Origin of the sequence: Planococcus sp. YIM B11945 (assembly GCF_050864155.1) — a bacterium.
Lineage (GTDB): Bacteria > Bacillota > Bacilli > Bacillales_A > Planococcaceae > Planococcus.
Genome location: NZ_JBOZWR010000003.1, coordinates 560,956 through 576,735 on the forward strand (window position 1 = coordinate 560,956; position 15,780 = coordinate 576,735).

General features: G+C 43.0%; 10 protein-coding genes. 6 read left to right on the forward strand and 4 right to left on the reverse strand.

Annotated features, from left to right (window positions below; translation table 11 throughout):
- The first annotated feature begins 675 nt into the window (after nt 1-675).
- On the forward strand, nt 676-1,614 hold the full coding sequence (locus ACRRQV_RS07275) for a nuclease-related domain-containing protein (protein ID WP_432529187.1): 939 nt from the start codon (nt 676-678) through the stop codon (nt 1,612-1,614).
- Nucleotides 1,615-1,907: 293 nt separating this feature from the next.
- On the opposite strand, the gene ACRRQV_RS07280 is transcribed toward ACRRQV_RS07275, so the two are convergent.
- Nucleotides 1,908-2,927 carry an acyltransferase gene (locus ACRRQV_RS07280; RefSeq protein WP_432529189.1) on the reverse strand — a complete coding sequence of 340 codons (1,020 nt, stop codon included), beginning with the start codon at nt 2,925-2,927 and terminating at the stop codon, nt 1,908-1,910.
- Nucleotides 2,928-2,992: 65 nt separating this feature from the next.
- Nucleotides 2,993-4,012 carry an acyltransferase gene (locus ACRRQV_RS07285; protein WP_432529191.1) on the reverse strand — a complete coding sequence of 340 codons (1,020 nt, stop codon included), beginning with the start codon at nt 4,010-4,012 and terminating at the stop codon, nt 2,993-2,995.
- 716 nt (nt 4,013-4,728) lie between these two features.
- Here ACRRQV_RS07285 and ACRRQV_RS07290 point away from each other — a divergent pair.
- The 3 genes from ACRRQV_RS07290 (at nt 4,729) to ACRRQV_RS07300 (ending at nt 9,947) form a co-directional block, all read left to right on the forward strand.
- Nucleotides 4,729-5,493 (forward strand): C40 family peptidase, encoded by a 765-nt coding sequence (locus ACRRQV_RS07290; protein WP_432529193.1) that lies wholly within the window; start codon nt 4,729-4,731, stop codon nt 5,491-5,493.
- A gap of 1,183 nt (nt 5,494-6,676) precedes the next feature.
- Nucleotides 6,677-7,660: an NlpC/P60 family protein gene (locus ACRRQV_RS07295; protein ID WP_432529195.1), complete on the forward strand. Its 984-nt coding sequence runs from the start codon at nt 6,677-6,679 to the stop codon at nt 7,658-7,660.
- Between the two features lie 1,288 nt (nt 7,661-8,948).
- Nucleotides 8,949-9,947 (forward strand): NlpC/P60 family protein, encoded by a 999-nt coding sequence (locus ACRRQV_RS07300; protein ID WP_432529197.1) that lies wholly within the window; start codon nt 8,949-8,951, stop codon nt 9,945-9,947.
- 582 nt (nt 9,948-10,529) lie between these two features.
- On the opposite strand, the gene ACRRQV_RS07305 is transcribed toward ACRRQV_RS07300, so the two are convergent.
- Nucleotides 10,530-11,870: a S1C family serine protease gene (locus tag ACRRQV_RS07305; protein ID WP_432529199.1), complete on the reverse strand. Its 1,341-nt coding sequence runs from the start codon at nt 11,868-11,870 to the stop codon at nt 10,530-10,532.
- A 479-nt stretch (nt 11,871-12,349) separates the two neighbouring features.
- A complete protein-coding gene (locus ACRRQV_RS07310; RefSeq protein ID WP_432529201.1) occupies nt 12,350-12,988 on the reverse strand; it encodes a hypothetical protein in 639 nt (212 codons plus the stop codon).
- 367 nt (nt 12,989-13,355) lie between these two features.
- Here ACRRQV_RS07310 and murJ point away from each other — a divergent pair, with 367 nt between their 5' ends.
- Together murJ and ACRRQV_RS07320 are read left to right on the forward strand one after the other, a co-directional pair.
- Entirely contained in the window at nt 13,356-14,861 is a 1,506-nt protein-coding gene (murJ, locus tag ACRRQV_RS07315; RefSeq protein ID WP_432529203.1) for a murein biosynthesis integral membrane protein MurJ, read from the forward strand.
- Between the two features lie 14 nt (nt 14,862-14,875).
- A complete protein-coding gene (locus ACRRQV_RS07320) occupies nt 14,876-15,757 on the forward strand; it encodes a PIG-L deacetylase family protein (protein WP_432529205.1) in 882 nt (293 codons plus the stop codon).
- Nucleotides 15,758-15,780 lie beyond the last annotated feature (23 nt).

Consider the following 15,780-nt stretch of genomic DNA (forward strand, 5'->3'; position numbering starts at 1 on the left):
TTACTTTTTGTGGGTCTTTGGTGGGGTTTGTCGGGGATGTGGGGTGGGCGAATTGCGACTTGGCTCTGGCGAATTACGACATAAGTGAGACGAGTTACGACTTAATCTGAGTGAATTACGACAAAGTGTCCTCGAATTACGACGTATTGTCCGCGAATTGCGACAAAGCGTCTGCGAATTACGACGTACAAGTGATGAGTTACGACAAATGGGGGTTGAATTACGATCTTTGTTTAAGTTCCTTCTATAGAAGAAGTTGCTTTCTGGCTCACAACAAGTTGAAGTTGAATTACGACCTAATGGATGTGAGTTACGACAAAATATGTGCGAATTACGACGTGCGAGTTCCGAGTTACGACAAACGAGTATTGAATTACGACATAATTCCCTTCTACTCAATAACTAATAGGGTTTTTCGCATTTCGCCTTAGCGAAATGCATATCCAATCAGTCTTTTGAATTTTTCTTCTCTGCTTATTTAAGATCAAGGGCTATATGGAACAGTTCGCCTGCGCGAACTGCTTTTATTACTGAAGGTGTCGTTTAAGGGAATAAAGCACACCTTCTATAGAAAAAACTCATTTTTTATTTCCCGGGAAATAGATATCTGATTATTTAGATTTTATTCCCCGGGAAATAGATTTTGTTGGTATACTGGTGAAAAGGAGGAATGCTATGATTTTGAAGAGGCGAGAAAAACCGTATTTGTTGGAGACGCTGCCCCGGTTGCTGCAGCGGATTCCAGAGAGGCATGCGAGCTGGAAGAAAGTTGAGCAAGAGTTGTATCGTGTGAAGATGGGGTATGAAGGCGAAGTGTCGATTGACCAGCGGCTGAGGAAGATGCGAGGGAAAACGGAGGCCGCCATTATTTGCGATTTTCAGTTTCAGACGGAAGTTCGCGGCTGCCAGATTGATACGCTTGTGCTTACGCCGCATTATGCGCTCGTGTTGGAAGTGAAGAATTTTAACGGCACGCTTAAGTTTAATGAAGAGACGTTTCATCTGGAGCAGACGTTTGGCGATGGCCAGCCGAATGGCTATCACTCCCCCATCTCCCAAGTGCTTGGCGCGTGTGAGGAACTCGAGGTTTTATTTCAAAGATTGCATATTGCTTTGCCGGTTTTTCCGGTGATTGTGCTGCCCAATGCCGCGACTTTGGTTGTTCAGGCGCCGGTTAATGTGCCCATCGTTTATGGACAATCGTTAAATCGTTTTATCTCTAATATTCCCCGTAATAGCGAGCCGATCAACGCGGCCTCCGCCGGTAGACGCCTACTGGAACATCATGTCCCTTTCCCCAAGATCGATTACGCCCAGAAGTTTCAGTTTAATAAAGACGATTTGAAGACCGGTGTGCTGTGTGGAATTTGCGGTGCGCAGGCGAAAAAAGTGAGCGAACGCGTTTATGGCTGCGCGGTGTGCCAAGTGAAATTCAAAGACGGCCGCGAACGCGCCTTGCAAGATTGGTTCGAGTTTATCTCGCCGGAGATTTCCAATGAACAGTGCCGCGCGTTTTTGCGGTTGAAAGACAAGCACGCTGCCCGTTATTTGCTGAAGAAAATGAAGTTGACGCGCAGGGGGTGTTCGCGTGGGACTGTATATGAGTATGTGTAGGGGTTGGGCGTAACTCGTGGCTTGTTCGTCGTAATTCGCCAGTTGTTTGTCGTAACTCGCTAGTCATTTGTCGTAATTCGTGGACACTTTGTCGTAACTCGTGCCTAGTTTGTCGTAATTCACACACATTTCATCCTAACTCGCCACATCAAAAAAGGAAGCAGCCCATCTCCCCTGGGCTGCTTCCTTTTGCATTAACTTTACTTCTTATAGAAGAAACTCGTTCAGTTTGTCGTAATTCAGTTCGAGTACGTCGTAATTCGCAGACGTTTTGTCGTAACTCGAACACCGCATCACGGCACGATCTGCTTCACCACCGGTATTTTCTGCAGTACCAGGATGATGCCAAACGAGACAAAGTAAATGACAACCCAAGCTAGCGGGACGCCGATGGCTGGGTTGATCGCGCGTTCGTTGAACTCAAACAATTTGTTTAGGTATATTTGGACGAGCGGATGGATGACGTAAATGCCAAGTGTGGCGGTGCTGAGCCGCGTGATAAGCGGGCTGCTTTTGATTCGCGGTGCCAGGTGCTGGAATAACACAAAGATAAACAAGCTGATGACAACGTTATTCGGATAAAAATGCTCGTAGAAGAAATCGTCAAATTTGCCTTCTTGTTCGGTCACATAAAGGGTTCCGTACCAAGTCACCACATAGCCAATTGCGGCAAGCGCGGCAAGGAGCGGCAAGCGTTTTTTCGAAATCGGATAGCGCATGAGATAAGCGCCCAGCATAAAATACCCGATATACGGCTCGAACAGGCCGGCGGTGAACGCCATTTCGAACTCGAAGAATTTCGGGAAGAACGGAAATACGCCGGAAAACAGAAACCAGAATCCTAAAAAGTAGAGGAAGGCTTTTTGGTTGATGTTGTGGACGAGAATTTGCAAGAACGGCGCCATCACATACAGGCCGATGATCGTGTAGAGAAACCACAAGTGGTAGTAGACATCTTCGCTGAGGATCAATTTGACCATTTCCCATAAGGTATAAGAATGCCCTTGCTCGAACACGCGGTACGCAATATAAATGCAGCTCCAGAATAGGAGCGGGATGAACGCTTTCGTCAGTCTTTTTTTAAGAAAATCCCAAATCGAATCGGCCGGCCGCCTTGTCAGCAAAAGCGCTCCGCTGAGCATAAAAAAGATCGGCACACACCAACGGAGCGCCGAATTGATGACATGTGCGTATTGCCAAGCCCATTCAGTTGGAGGGGCACTGTTGATGATTTTCGATGAGACGTGAATGCCAACCACAGCAAAGATGGACAACACACGGAGCCAGTCCATATAATCATATCGTTTTGCCATAGCTGCCCTCCTTTCTAATAGGGGTTTCCTTTACTTTCCCCTTCTCTTCCACTACTAAAACTTTTCTACGGAACCAGCTTTTTCAACACCGAACTTTTTTGCACCGCGTAAATGATGCCGTACGATATGGAGTAAATGAGGATCCAAGTCAGCGGCACACCCACGGTCGGATGGATCGTCATTTCATGAATCCCGAAAATCCGGTAAAGATACGCTTGGACAAGCGGATGCAGCAAATAAATTCCGAGGGTCGCAGTGCTTAATTGCGTAACAAAAGCATTCGGTTTTATTCGATTGGACAGGTTTTGGAATAAAACAAAAATGAAAATGGCAATGACGAGCGTGTTCGGCCGGTAGTAGCCGTAAAAGAATTCGTCGTGTTTGTTGTCGATTCCCACCAAATACTCGGTGCCAAAAAGCGTCGCAAAATAGCCGGCGACCGCAAGCAGCGCGAGCAGCGGCAGCCATTTCCGGTGAATCGGATAGAGCATCAAATACGCACCGAGCATAAAATAGCCGATGTAGGATTCAAACAGGCCGGGCGAAACCGCCACTTTCATATCCCAGAACTTCTGGAGAAACGGCAAAACGCTGGAGAATAAAAACCAAAACGCCAAAAAGCAAAAAAAGGTTTTTTGCGTCATGTTGTGGACCAAGATTTTTAAAAACGGCGCCATCAAGTACAGGCCGATGATGACGTAAAGAAACCACAAGTGGAAATAAACTTCATCGTTCAAAATCGCTTGGATCATTTCCATAAATGTATAGGAAGCGTCTTTGCCAAACACGTTAAACGCGATATAAACGAAACTCCAAAACAACAGCGGAATGACCACTTTCATCAAACGCTTTTTTAAAAATGTCCGGATGGATTCTTCTTTCTTCCGGGTGAGCAAAAGCGCTCCACTTAACATAAAAAAGACCGGTACACACCAGCGAAGGCCAACCGCAATCGCATTCGCAAATTGCCACGCCCATTCATCCGGCGGTACGGAACTTGTAATTTTCGACACTACATGAATGCCTACGACGACAAAAATGGACAATACCCGCAGCCAGTCCATGTAATCGTATCTAATCACCATGCTTCTATTCCCTCTCTCTCTTAACCTTCACATGCAGACATGCCTTGAATATTTTACCTTAAAAGCAGCAGAAATGGACATGTCAAAAGGTTTAATATGATAATAAAAATATCTCATTATATCAATAAATTATTATTTATATTCTGAATAATTAAATCTTAACATTTATATTCAGAATTCTCTTAATTTCATATTCCAAGTAGTCATATTATCCTGTTTTAATTTTTTCGGAGTTAGGCAGCCGAAACTCCTGTTTTCTTCAGGATTGCCTAGTTGTTTAAGAATGGTGATGGAATGTCTTTTAATAGGATTTAAAGGTAATAATTTGAAAAAACCCTAATTTTATTGGAAGTATCTATAAGGTTTTTTGAAATCGAGTTCCTAAAACCACTAATAAAAGTAAATTAACGGATGAATTCTTTATAAATATTGAAGTAAAATCCATATATTTAAACATAAGGAAAACTTATTTTCGCTCAATTTCCAGGGTTTTATCCATTTTTTTATTTTTTAAACCTTTTTTATCGGTTTTTAGATCCTTATAAAATACTGGTATATCAACGTTTCTAAGCATATAATCCTTTTGTCATACAAATGTAATGTTATTGAAACCCAATTAACATTGTTTTTCAGGCCTAGAGTCCCTATAGTAAGGAACAGAGCAAAGAACACCTAATCCTTATTCTTGGATAACAAAAAATGTTAGGGGAAAAACAATGAAAAAATTAATCTTTACCGTATTAGCAGCAAGTTCATTGATCATATCTAGCTCAGCCACGGATGCACAAGCAGCAACCAACAACTCAAACTCAGACGCAGCAACTTCTGCGATCACATACGAAGCTACAACTACTGACTACACATTAGACATCGAGCAAGTTGCATCAAGCAAAGCCGTTAAGATGTCTGGAAAATACAAAACGAAAGTCAACGCAAACATCCGCCAAGATGCGGGCACTAAATACAAAATCGTCAAAATGGCGAAAAAAGGCACTTCTGTTACAGCTACCCACAAAAAGAAAGTCGGCAAACAAACTTGGTACAAAGTAAAAGCCGGCAACAAAACAGGTTGGATTCTTAGCACATTGGTTAAAAAAGCAACTGTCAAAAAAGCTTCAAACTCAACATCAAACTCAAAAGTTGTAGATGTTGCTCTCGGCCTTAAAGGCATTCCGTACAAATTCGGCGGAACAACTACTGCAGGATTCGATTGCAGCGGATTCACGCAATACGTATTCAAAAAAGCTGGAAAATCCATTTCACGCTCAACTCTTACGCAATACGCTGAAACGAAGAAAGTAACAACTCCAGAAGCCGGAGACTTGATCTTCTTCAAAAACACGTACCGCGCTGGAATCTCGCACGTCGGGATCTATATCGGCAATGGCCAATTCGTCCACGCTGGCGGATCTGAATCCCAAGTAAGAAGCGTAAACGACTCTTACTGGAAGAAATACTTCGACAGCTACCGCACTTTCTAAGAAGTTATAATAGATAAGGCATTGAATCTTTTGATTCAATGCCTTTTTTGTCGCCCAATTACGACGTATCCCCCACGAATTACGACATACTCAGATTGAGTTACGACAAACAACCCTTGAGTTACGACCTACTCGGATTGAGTTACGACCTAATGGCATAGTCAGAGGACAACGTGCCGTCGCTCCGAGTTACGACGAATAACCCTTGAGTTACGACAATCGTTTAGTGAATTACGACAAACCTAGATTGAATTACGACCTATCGGATACGAGTTGCGACGTATAGTTCTTGAGTTACGACATACTTTAAATCGAGTTACGACGAACAGCGTCGGAATTACGACATTCTCGCTTTGAATTCCGCTGGAAAGTTTAGCACGGACGGCAAAAAGCTCCCTATCTTAAATCGTTTCCTATTTATATAGAAGGAACTCGTAAATTGAAAAGTAAATCACCAACCAATTTGTTCTGTAAATTTGTTTTTTACCGCACGGATTGCTGTATGTTCTTGTTCAAGATTTTCATGATCCAGTTTTCCACAGAGAAACGAGTCAATTTTTTTATATGACCCTTTCCATTTCTCTTCAATTATAGGTTTTGTTCAAAATGTTCGTCGTTCCCCTGCGTAAAGCTCAATAGAAATAAATTCTTTTCTTCTACTTTCTAAATTATCAAATTATTATTTATTACTATAGTTTTAATAATTCTTTAGTAGTTTATTAATCTTCTAATTTATAATTCTTTATTTAATAATAGGTTATTTATACCCACCTAATATTACAAAATAAATTCCACACAAATTCTCCCTTTATAGAGCAAAAAAAGTAGTCTGTTTCGGATCCATTCATCTTAAAAAATAAATTCACCAACTGTACAGAGCTTTTTCTACTTCTTTATTAGAAATAATTTACAATAAAAGAGACATTTTTTAATACGTTTTCAGTCGTAAACTTATTTAATTAACCTATTTCTTGTTTTTCTAAACATTTTTATCATTTATTTGATTGCCTCAAAACCCTTGCTACGACTGGGTTTCTCTTAATAAAATAGAACTGTAACAATAATGTAACATAAATGCAATCAAACTGACATTGTTATTTGCAACTAAAGTCCCTATAGTAAATAACAGATAGAGAGTACTTAATACTTATTCTCGAATAACAAAACACGTTAGGGGAAAACAATGAGAAAATTAATCTTCACTGTATTAGCAGCAAGTTCATTGATACTTTCAACCTCAGCCTCGGATATAAAAGCAGCAAACCACCCTCAGTCAAACGCAGAAATTTCTGCTGTCGCATATGAAGCTACAAACAACGATTACACAATGGACATTGAGCAAGTTGCAGCAAGCAAGGCAGTTACGATGTCTGGTAATTATAAAACAAAAGCAAACACAAACATTCGCCAAGACGCGGGCACAGCATATAAAGTTGTCACAGTCGCTAAAAAAGGCACGACAGTTACCGCTACCCACAAAAAGACAGTCGGCAAAGAAACTTGGTACAAAGTTAAAGTTGGTTCGAAAACGGGCTGGGTTCTTAGCTCATTGGTTTCCAAAGTTGCAGCTGCTCCTGCAGTAACCACTAAAACAGGATCTTTCACTACTAAATCTAATGTTAATATCCGCAAAGACGCTGGCACTAACTTCGGCATCGTTATGACAGCTAAAAAAGGCGCTAAAGTTACTGCTACTCACCAAAAGAAAGTCGGCAGCGCCACTTGGTACAAAGTAAAAGCCGGTTCGAAAACAGGCTGGGTATTGAGCTCATTGGTTACACCACTCGTTGTTAAAAAAGCTGCGAACACTGTTTCAAATGCAAAAGTCGTTCAAATCGGCCTCTCACTTCAAGGAATTCCTTATGTGTTCGGCGGAACAACTACAAAAGGCTTCGATTGCAGCGGATTTACGCAATACGTCTTCAAACAAGCCGGCAAAAACATTTCACGCACAACGCTTACGCAATTTGCTGAAACGAAGCAAGTCACGACTCCTGAACCAGGTGATTTGATCTTCTTCGCAGGTACATACCGCGCTGGCATCTCACACGTTGGGATCTACATCGGGAACGGCCAATTTGTCCACTCTGGCGGAGCTAAGTCAGAAGTAAGAAGCGTAAACGACTCGTACTGGAAAAAATATTTCCACAGCTACAGAACATTTTAATAAATGATGAAGGGCATTGAATCCATCGATTCAATGCCCTTTTTGTATGGTGTTTTTTTGGAGTTGCGACAAACCTAACCCGAATTACGACATATCCCCCGTGAATTACGACACAAGTGCTTTAAATTACGACGAATTAGCTTCAAATGACTACGCACCCCCTTCTGCGCGCTTTGCCAAGCGGTAATTCTAAATTCGACCTTCTACCCCTGAATTACCACGTATCACTTGTAAGCTACGACAAAAATCTTCCGAGTTACGCCCTACCCTCCTCGAGTTGCGACAAATGGCTTGTGAGTTACGACGAATTAGCTCCGACTGACTCATCCTTCTGCACGCCTCTGCCAATCAGTAAGCAGAAATACAACCCTTACCCCCATGATTTACTACGCATCCCCACGAGTTCCGACAAACAGCTTGTGAGTTACGACAAATGTCCCCGGAATTGCGACAAACGCTTTTAAGGAGTAGTTGCTTAAAAAGAAAATCACCAAACCGGAATTTGTTCTTTCGCATTTCGCTTTAGCGAAATGCATCCAGTTTTGGTTTTATGGGTTGGATAGCTGCTGGACGAGTTATGACGAACCCAGCTTGAATTACGACAATCGTGCTTGTTCCCCTTAACTCCACTTCACACTCGCTCCAGTTCAAAAGCCAGATGGAACAGTTTGCTGACGCAAACTGCTTTCACTGCCATTGTAGAGGCGCTCACAACAGTCTGGCAGCAGCGATAATCTTAATTCCAGCAAATCCTTTGAGCTATCTATCAATAATATACTTTTAAATCATATAATTATTTATCGAAATAATATTTTTGTGATTTAATTTTTAAGCATTATTAAACTACTACTCAGCATATAATCTATAATACCCAGCTACTCAAAATGCTCATCCTTATATATCGGAAGATCCCCACTCAGGTATAAAGCTTTTATTTCCTCTCCTCTTTCTCATCACCGAATGAATCATTTTTCTCTTTTACTAAGTTAATCTGTCTCTTTTTATAGAAATCATTTACAGTTTTTCTATCTAAATAAGTACTCATATTTAAAAATAAACCCTTATATTTCCGTTTTTTTATTTTTTTAAACCTATTTCAGGAATTTATTTTCATGCCAAAAACGTTGATATAGCAGGCTTTCCGGTCTTGAATTTTCTCTGTAATAAAAATGTAACATTACTGCAATCGTTTGGACATTGTTTTTTGTATCTATAGTCCCTATAGTTGGTATCAGAGAGAGAGCACAAATCCTTATTCTTGGATAACAAAAAATGTTAGGGGAAAACGATGAGAAAATTAATCTTTACAATTTTAGCCGCAAGTTCATTGATACTATCTAACTCAGCCACGGATGTAGAAGCAGCGATCCACTCTAAATCAGAAGTTACTGCTCAAGTAAGCCAAGAAACAAACACAGAGGTTGAGCAAGTTGCCACGAGTAAAGCGACTGCTAAATCCGGTACATATAAATTCAAATACAACACCAACGTCCGCCAAGATGCGGGCACAAAATATAAAATTATTGTAACTGCTAAAAAAGGCGCAACGGCTACAGCAACTCATCAAAAGAAAGTCGGCAAGGAAACTTGGTACAAAGTTAAAACCGGTTCAAAAACAGGTTGGGTACTTAGCTCATTGGTAACTGCTACAACTGCTAAAAAAGCGACAACCGCGAAAAAAGCGGCGAGCTCAAGCAAAGCGACTGCTAAATCTGGAACGTTTAAGTTTAAATCAAACACCAATGTCCGGACTGATGCCGGCACGAAATATAAAATTGTTGTAACTGCTAAAAAAGGCGCGACTGCTACTGCTTCACAACAAAAGAAAGCCGGCAGCCAAACTTGGTACAAAGTCAAAACCGGTTCAAAAACAGGTTGGGTACTTAGCACGTTGCTTACTACTTCAACTGTAAAGAAAGCGTCAAACAGCGCTTCCAGTTCAAAAGTTGTTGATATCGCACTTGGCCTTAAAGGCATTCCTTATGTGTTCGGCGGAACAACAACAAAAGGGTTTGACTGCAGCGGCTTCACGCAATATGTATTTAAAAAAGCCGGCAAAAACATTTCACGCACTACCTTGTCTCAGTACGCTGAAACAACAAAAGTTTCATCACCTCAAGTAGGAGACTTGGTCTTCTTCGCAGGCACATACCGCGCTGGCATCTCACATGTTGGGATCTACATCGGCAACAACCAGTTCGTCCATGCAGGCGGCGCTAAATCAGAAGTAAGAAGCTTGAGCGAAAACTACTGGAAATCACACTTCCATAGCTACAGAAGCTACTAATTATTATCGGAAAAGGCACTGAATCAAACTGATTCAGTGCCTTTTTTTATTAGGGCGTGAACGAGGAATTGCGAGTTACGACGTAATCGGCGTGAATTACGATCAACATGGCCTGAGTTACGCCCTACGCCTCTCGAGTTACGACGTACGGCGTCTGAATTACGACGTACGCCCCACGAGTTACGACATACTCCATATGGATTACGGCATATCCACCTATCTTCATCATCACCTGAGAACCTAAGAGATTTATTATCCTTATTTGCCCTTTCGCATTTCGCCTCAGCGAAATGCATCCATTCCTGGTTTTTTCGAGCCCATCTCAGCGAATTACGACAAACTTCGGATGAGTTACGACGTACGCTGCATGAATTACGACATACGAGCCCTGAGTTACGACAAACTAAACACGAGTTACGACGTACGGCCTCTGAGTTACGCCCCACCCCCCCTGAATTACGCCCTACGTTCTTCCCAGCCCACGCCAACCCAAACCCCGCCTAACTCACCTAACACCCTCACCCATTTATATAGAAGAAACTCAAACAAAAAAAGGCCAGGAGAACATCTCCCGGCCCTTTATCATTTATTCTCAATCGTTTTAATCTGGTAATCTCCGTACTCATCAATAACGACGGTATACACTTTTTGATGCGTGATGGCAGTGATTTTCTTGGTTTTCGGATCGTGGTAAGTGAAGACTGCTTCCGCTTCGACGGTCGCTTCCTTTTCGGCAATGTTGACGTTTTGGATGGCCGTTTCGACAACATCAAAGACGCGTCCTTCTACGCCATATTCATCCACCAATTTGATGCCTTCTTGTTCGCCTTGGCTTCCAGGAAGCAAGTACGAACGGTAGTATTCCAAGCCTTTGTCATTCAGTGAATATGGCAGCAGCTCGTAGTAGCCTTTGATAAAGTCGCTCAAGATGTCTTTCGAGAAATAAGCGTCTTTGACATCCGGCAATACGACTTCTTCTTCTTCGTACGTAATTGGGTCATTCACCCATTTGTTCAACTGGTCAGCGACCGTGTAGATCGGGATCGCGTAGCCGATTTTCGGGTTTTCTTCCAGGATGATGGAGTTGATGCCTAAAATGCGTTCGGTATCCGCGTCGATCAGCGGACCGCCGCTCGAGCCTTTTTTGATCAAGGCGTTCATTTCGTATAAATCGCTGTATGTGTAGTCGTCTGTGAAGCTTTTGCCTGTCGCTGTGATTTCGCCTTCTGTGGCGGTGTTGCTGACGTTATTCGGGCTGCCCAGTGCGAATACTTTTGTTCCGCTGTCGACTTTCGACATTTCCATTTTCATCGGCTCTTTGCCGGCCAATTCCTCCACACGCACGAGTGCGACGTCGGTTTTTTCGGAAATCCCGATGACCTGGCCATTAAATTCCTGGCCAGCGCTGTTTTTCAACGTGATATACGAAGCGTCTTTCACCACGTGGGCGTTTGTCAAAATGTCGCCTTTCGTGTTGTACAAAAATCCGGACCCTTGTTCCAAGTCGGTGTAGATCGTGTAAACGAACGTTTTCGCGTTGGTGATCATCAGCTCTTTGTCTTTTTCAGGAGCTTCGACCGGAGCCGCGCTTTCGGTTACATCTTCAATTTTTTCTTCTGTGATTTCTTCCGGCACTTCTACTGGCTCTTCCACTTTTTCACGAACATCTTCAACGGTTCCCACGACCGGCGCTTCCGGTTCTTTGGTCAGCGTGATGTCTTCTGATGCGATATCAAAGCCGGCATAGGTTTTTCCGGCAAACTTTTCATGCTTGCTGATGAGCTCCGCTGACGAATCCGGCGTAGCTACTAAGAAATAGCCGCCAAAAGCAATGGCTATTAATAAAACCAGCGACCACACGGTCATAAGCTTTCGATTGCGTGCTTGCGCATATTCTTTTTTGTTCTTAACTCGTTTATTCATTCACTCAGCTCACTTCTTTAGAATGGTCATTATATAGACGTATGACAATGGGAAGAGTTTCAACTCTTTTGGAAAAAGTAATGATTGGCAAGGAAATCCAGTTCTTAATTATTTTAGCAAAAAATAACCAATACGTTTGTTTCAAGTATATTAATTTTCCGCTGCATAATCAATCTTAACCACTTTACCAAATTTGGCCGTAAAGTTCCCGTACTAAAAGGACCGGATTCTAAATAATATTTCATCCAGCCGTTATTCTGCTTCCCGCACATCAAAAATCTATCATTTTAATAACAAATCAAGCATGCAATATGGCATAATACAATTGCCAAAATTTTCTTCATGAAGTTTTTGCTTTCTAACACGCACTATTACGTTCTTACCTGCACTCTTAACCGCTCTACCCGCATCATTCCCATTTTTACCCGCACCTACGCAAAAAAGAACAGCCCACACGAATGCAGACTGCTCTCTCTTCTTTAATTCGATACAACGGCGTAATTGCCCGGCTTTTTCATGTTGATGGTAAAAAAATTCGATCCTTTTTTGCCGCTGACTGTTTTCCACTGGCCGCTTTCTTCTTTGGCGCCGTACCAGTTGGCCGCGCTGCTGTTGACGTTGAATTTTAGTTTCGCAGCGCCAGTGAAGTTGACGGCTTGTTTGTCGCCGTCGACGTTTTTAAAGCCGAATTCGATTTGGTCGGTGATGGCTGTACGGCCGCCGACTTTCGCTGCATCTTCGTATTTGATTTGAAGGGTAAAGACTCTGCCGGTTTTTGAGGCGATTTCTTTAATGTTCGCTGCAGACAAGGTCAAATCGGCCGGCACCATGTCCAGTTTGAGTGGTTTTTTGCTAATGAGCAGTTTGGCCACCGTTACATCGGTAAAATGAATTGCTAAATTGCCTTTTAAATCCGATTGGCCGGCAACCAAAACCGCAGTGCTGCCGGAAAAGTCCGGATCCGCTTCTTGTTTGCCTGGTACGCCTGGCCCCCGTTCGCCTACTTGCACCATTACGAGGTCGCCGCCTGAGGCATTCGCAACAGCTGCCTGCGGCAAGACGATGGCCCCCACCAGCAATAAGCACACCAGCATTTTCATTATCGATTTTCTCGTCAAATTGCTCCCACCTCCAAAACTTTAGGTAATTAAAACCATTATACAAGAAGAGCCGGGACTTTTGATAATATTTTGTCTAAATTTTCAATTTATTGACCAAAGGACCGAATAATTTTGTAAATACTGGTTTTCAATTAGCTTATGAGACTTCCCCTCTCCTACCGAACAATTATTTACGCACCGTGATAAGCTATGTATAATGAAAGGATGTTCTTTTCACAACTAGCAGCTTTCAATAAGTTGCTGTAAAAGATATGGAATTGGGCATTTTTTGGCATGCCGTTCATGATAAAATATAGGGTGTGGCTTGCAATGCGCAGTGTTCCTTCCTATTATAATGAATATTTTTAGAAAGTAGGATTTTGGTTTGGGTAGAAAACTAGCAATAACCAGCATTTTGTTTGTCATCGCTTCACTGTTTTTAAAAATTTCCGGTTTGGCCCGCGATATGATCATCGCGTTTTACTTTGGCGATTCGTATCAGGCCATGGCGTATTTTGCCGCCTTTACGCTGCCGAATATGTTTATTCTCTTTTTTGCCACAGGCATGAAAAATGCCTTTGTCCCAAGTTACATACATGCTGCTGCTGAAAACAAAGGGCACCACCATTTCTCTCAAATCATCCGGGGAACGATGATCCTTGGATTCGTAGTTTCGGCTCTTGGGGTATTGCTGAGTCCAGTCTTGCTGCCGTTCATGTACCCCGAGCTTTCTGCACAAGCAATCGATTTAAGTGTGTCGCTGTCCGTCATTTTCTTTATTGCGGTGTTTCTTGTTTCGTTGAACTCGGTTTACGAAGCGTACCTTGATGCGGAGAATAAATTCTCGCTTTCCGTCGTTTCGCAAATCCTGGTCATCGGCAGTACAATTCTCAGCGGAATTTTGTTTTCCGATCAAATTGGCGCGTTCTCGCTTGCTTACGGTTATCTCGCCGGTTCGCTGTTGTCGTATGTGATCAAGCGCTTTTGGTTCATTCCAAAAGGCAGCCACAAAATCATCGGCAAAATCGATTGGGACGAACTTAAACCGTTTTCCATCGTCTTTATTCCTGTGGCCATTACGGTCATGGTCGGCCAAGTCAACTTGACGATCGACAATATTTTCGCCGGCCAGTTTAACGAGGCGGCGATCAACTACATAAATTACGCAAAAAATATTGTGCATTTCCCGCAAGCTATCATCGGCGTGACGATTGGGACGATCATTTTCCCGATGCTCGCCAAAACGATCGCCACGAACAACCAAGAAGGCTTTAAAAAAGGCATCGAAAACGGCTTGATGCTGACGCTGATGATTCTTTTGCCCGCGATTGCGGGTATGATGTGGCTCATGGAAGATTTGATCCACATCGTCTACGAACGTGGGGCTTTCACCGCGGATGCGACGCTTGCAACCGCGAAAGTCGGTTATTTGTATTTGGGATCGGTGCTGTTTTTCAGCCTGCAAAACATTTTGAACAAAGCGTTCTACTCGAAAAAGAAAGGCCATGTCATTTTGCGCATCAGTTTGTTTTCCGTTGCGCTGAACGTGGCGTTGAACTTCTTGTTCATCGAGCTGTTTGATTCCTATCTTGGCATACCGCTCGCTTCATCCGTCATGGCACTTGTTTATTTCTTCTTGAACTTGGTGGTGTTTTGGAAAACGGAAGGCCGTCTGAATGTCGGCTTTTTGCTGAAAGATTCCACAAAAATCGTTGCGGCTACAATCGTTATGCTGCTCGCGCTGTGGGCATCTCACTTTGTCATCGGTGCCTGGAACGTTTACATCCGTTTTGCTGTAACTATTCTGATCGGCGCTGCGTCTTATGGATTAGCGATTTTAATGATGCGCACTTCGATTTCTAAGCTTTTATTGGCAAAATTAAAGAAATAAGGAGTTTTTCGTACATGAAGCAACTGGTTATGAATACTGCAACGCCGGTGATGGCTCCCGCCGTCGCCTTGTCGTTAAAGAGCTTTTACCGCTCCGACAAAAGCGCAACTCCGCTCGAGAACGCCAAGCAAGTGCTGATTTTTGCGCCGCACATTGACGATGAAACGATCGGCCTTGGCGGCATGATCCGCAAATACGCCTCAAACGGCACAAACGTCCATATTGCAGTGATTACCGACGGCAACAACAGCAACTCCGCAGACGGTCAAGCAAAACCCAGCCTGGCGGACGTCCGGAAACAAGAACTTCTTTCCATTAAAGACCTGCTCGGCATTTCTGCAATCACCTACATGGAATATGCCGATGGCAACATGAAAGATGTCGCCTCATCCGATGCATTTCGGGGATTGATCGAAAAAGTAAAGCCAGACGTTATTTATACGACCAGTTTGATCGATGCCCACCCGGATCATGTCTTCAGCGCCCATTTGTTGGCAGATGCTTTGAAAACGACGGCGCATAAGCCGCTGCTCGTGCGGGAGTATGAAATTAATTGCCCGGTTCCGCCGGAATTTATTAACTGCGTTATGGACATTACGCAGGAGTTTGGCGCGAAGAAGAAAGCGACGGAAGCGTTCAAGTCGCAAGTAATTGCGTTTGACGGCTTTTTGGCGCTGGCGAACATTAAAGCCTCGCTTGTCAAAGATCCAAACGTCCGATATGTAGAAACGTTTATCGAAAGCACTCCTGCACGGTTTATCGAATCAGCAGGCAATCTGAAAAAGAAAGATCTTGAGTATTACCGCTATTTTAAACAAGCTAACCGAACTATCACGCTTTGGTGGGCGATATTCAAAAACATTAAACTCAAACGGGCCTTTTATGAGAGCCGATAAATTACTTTGCAGGTGGAGGGCAT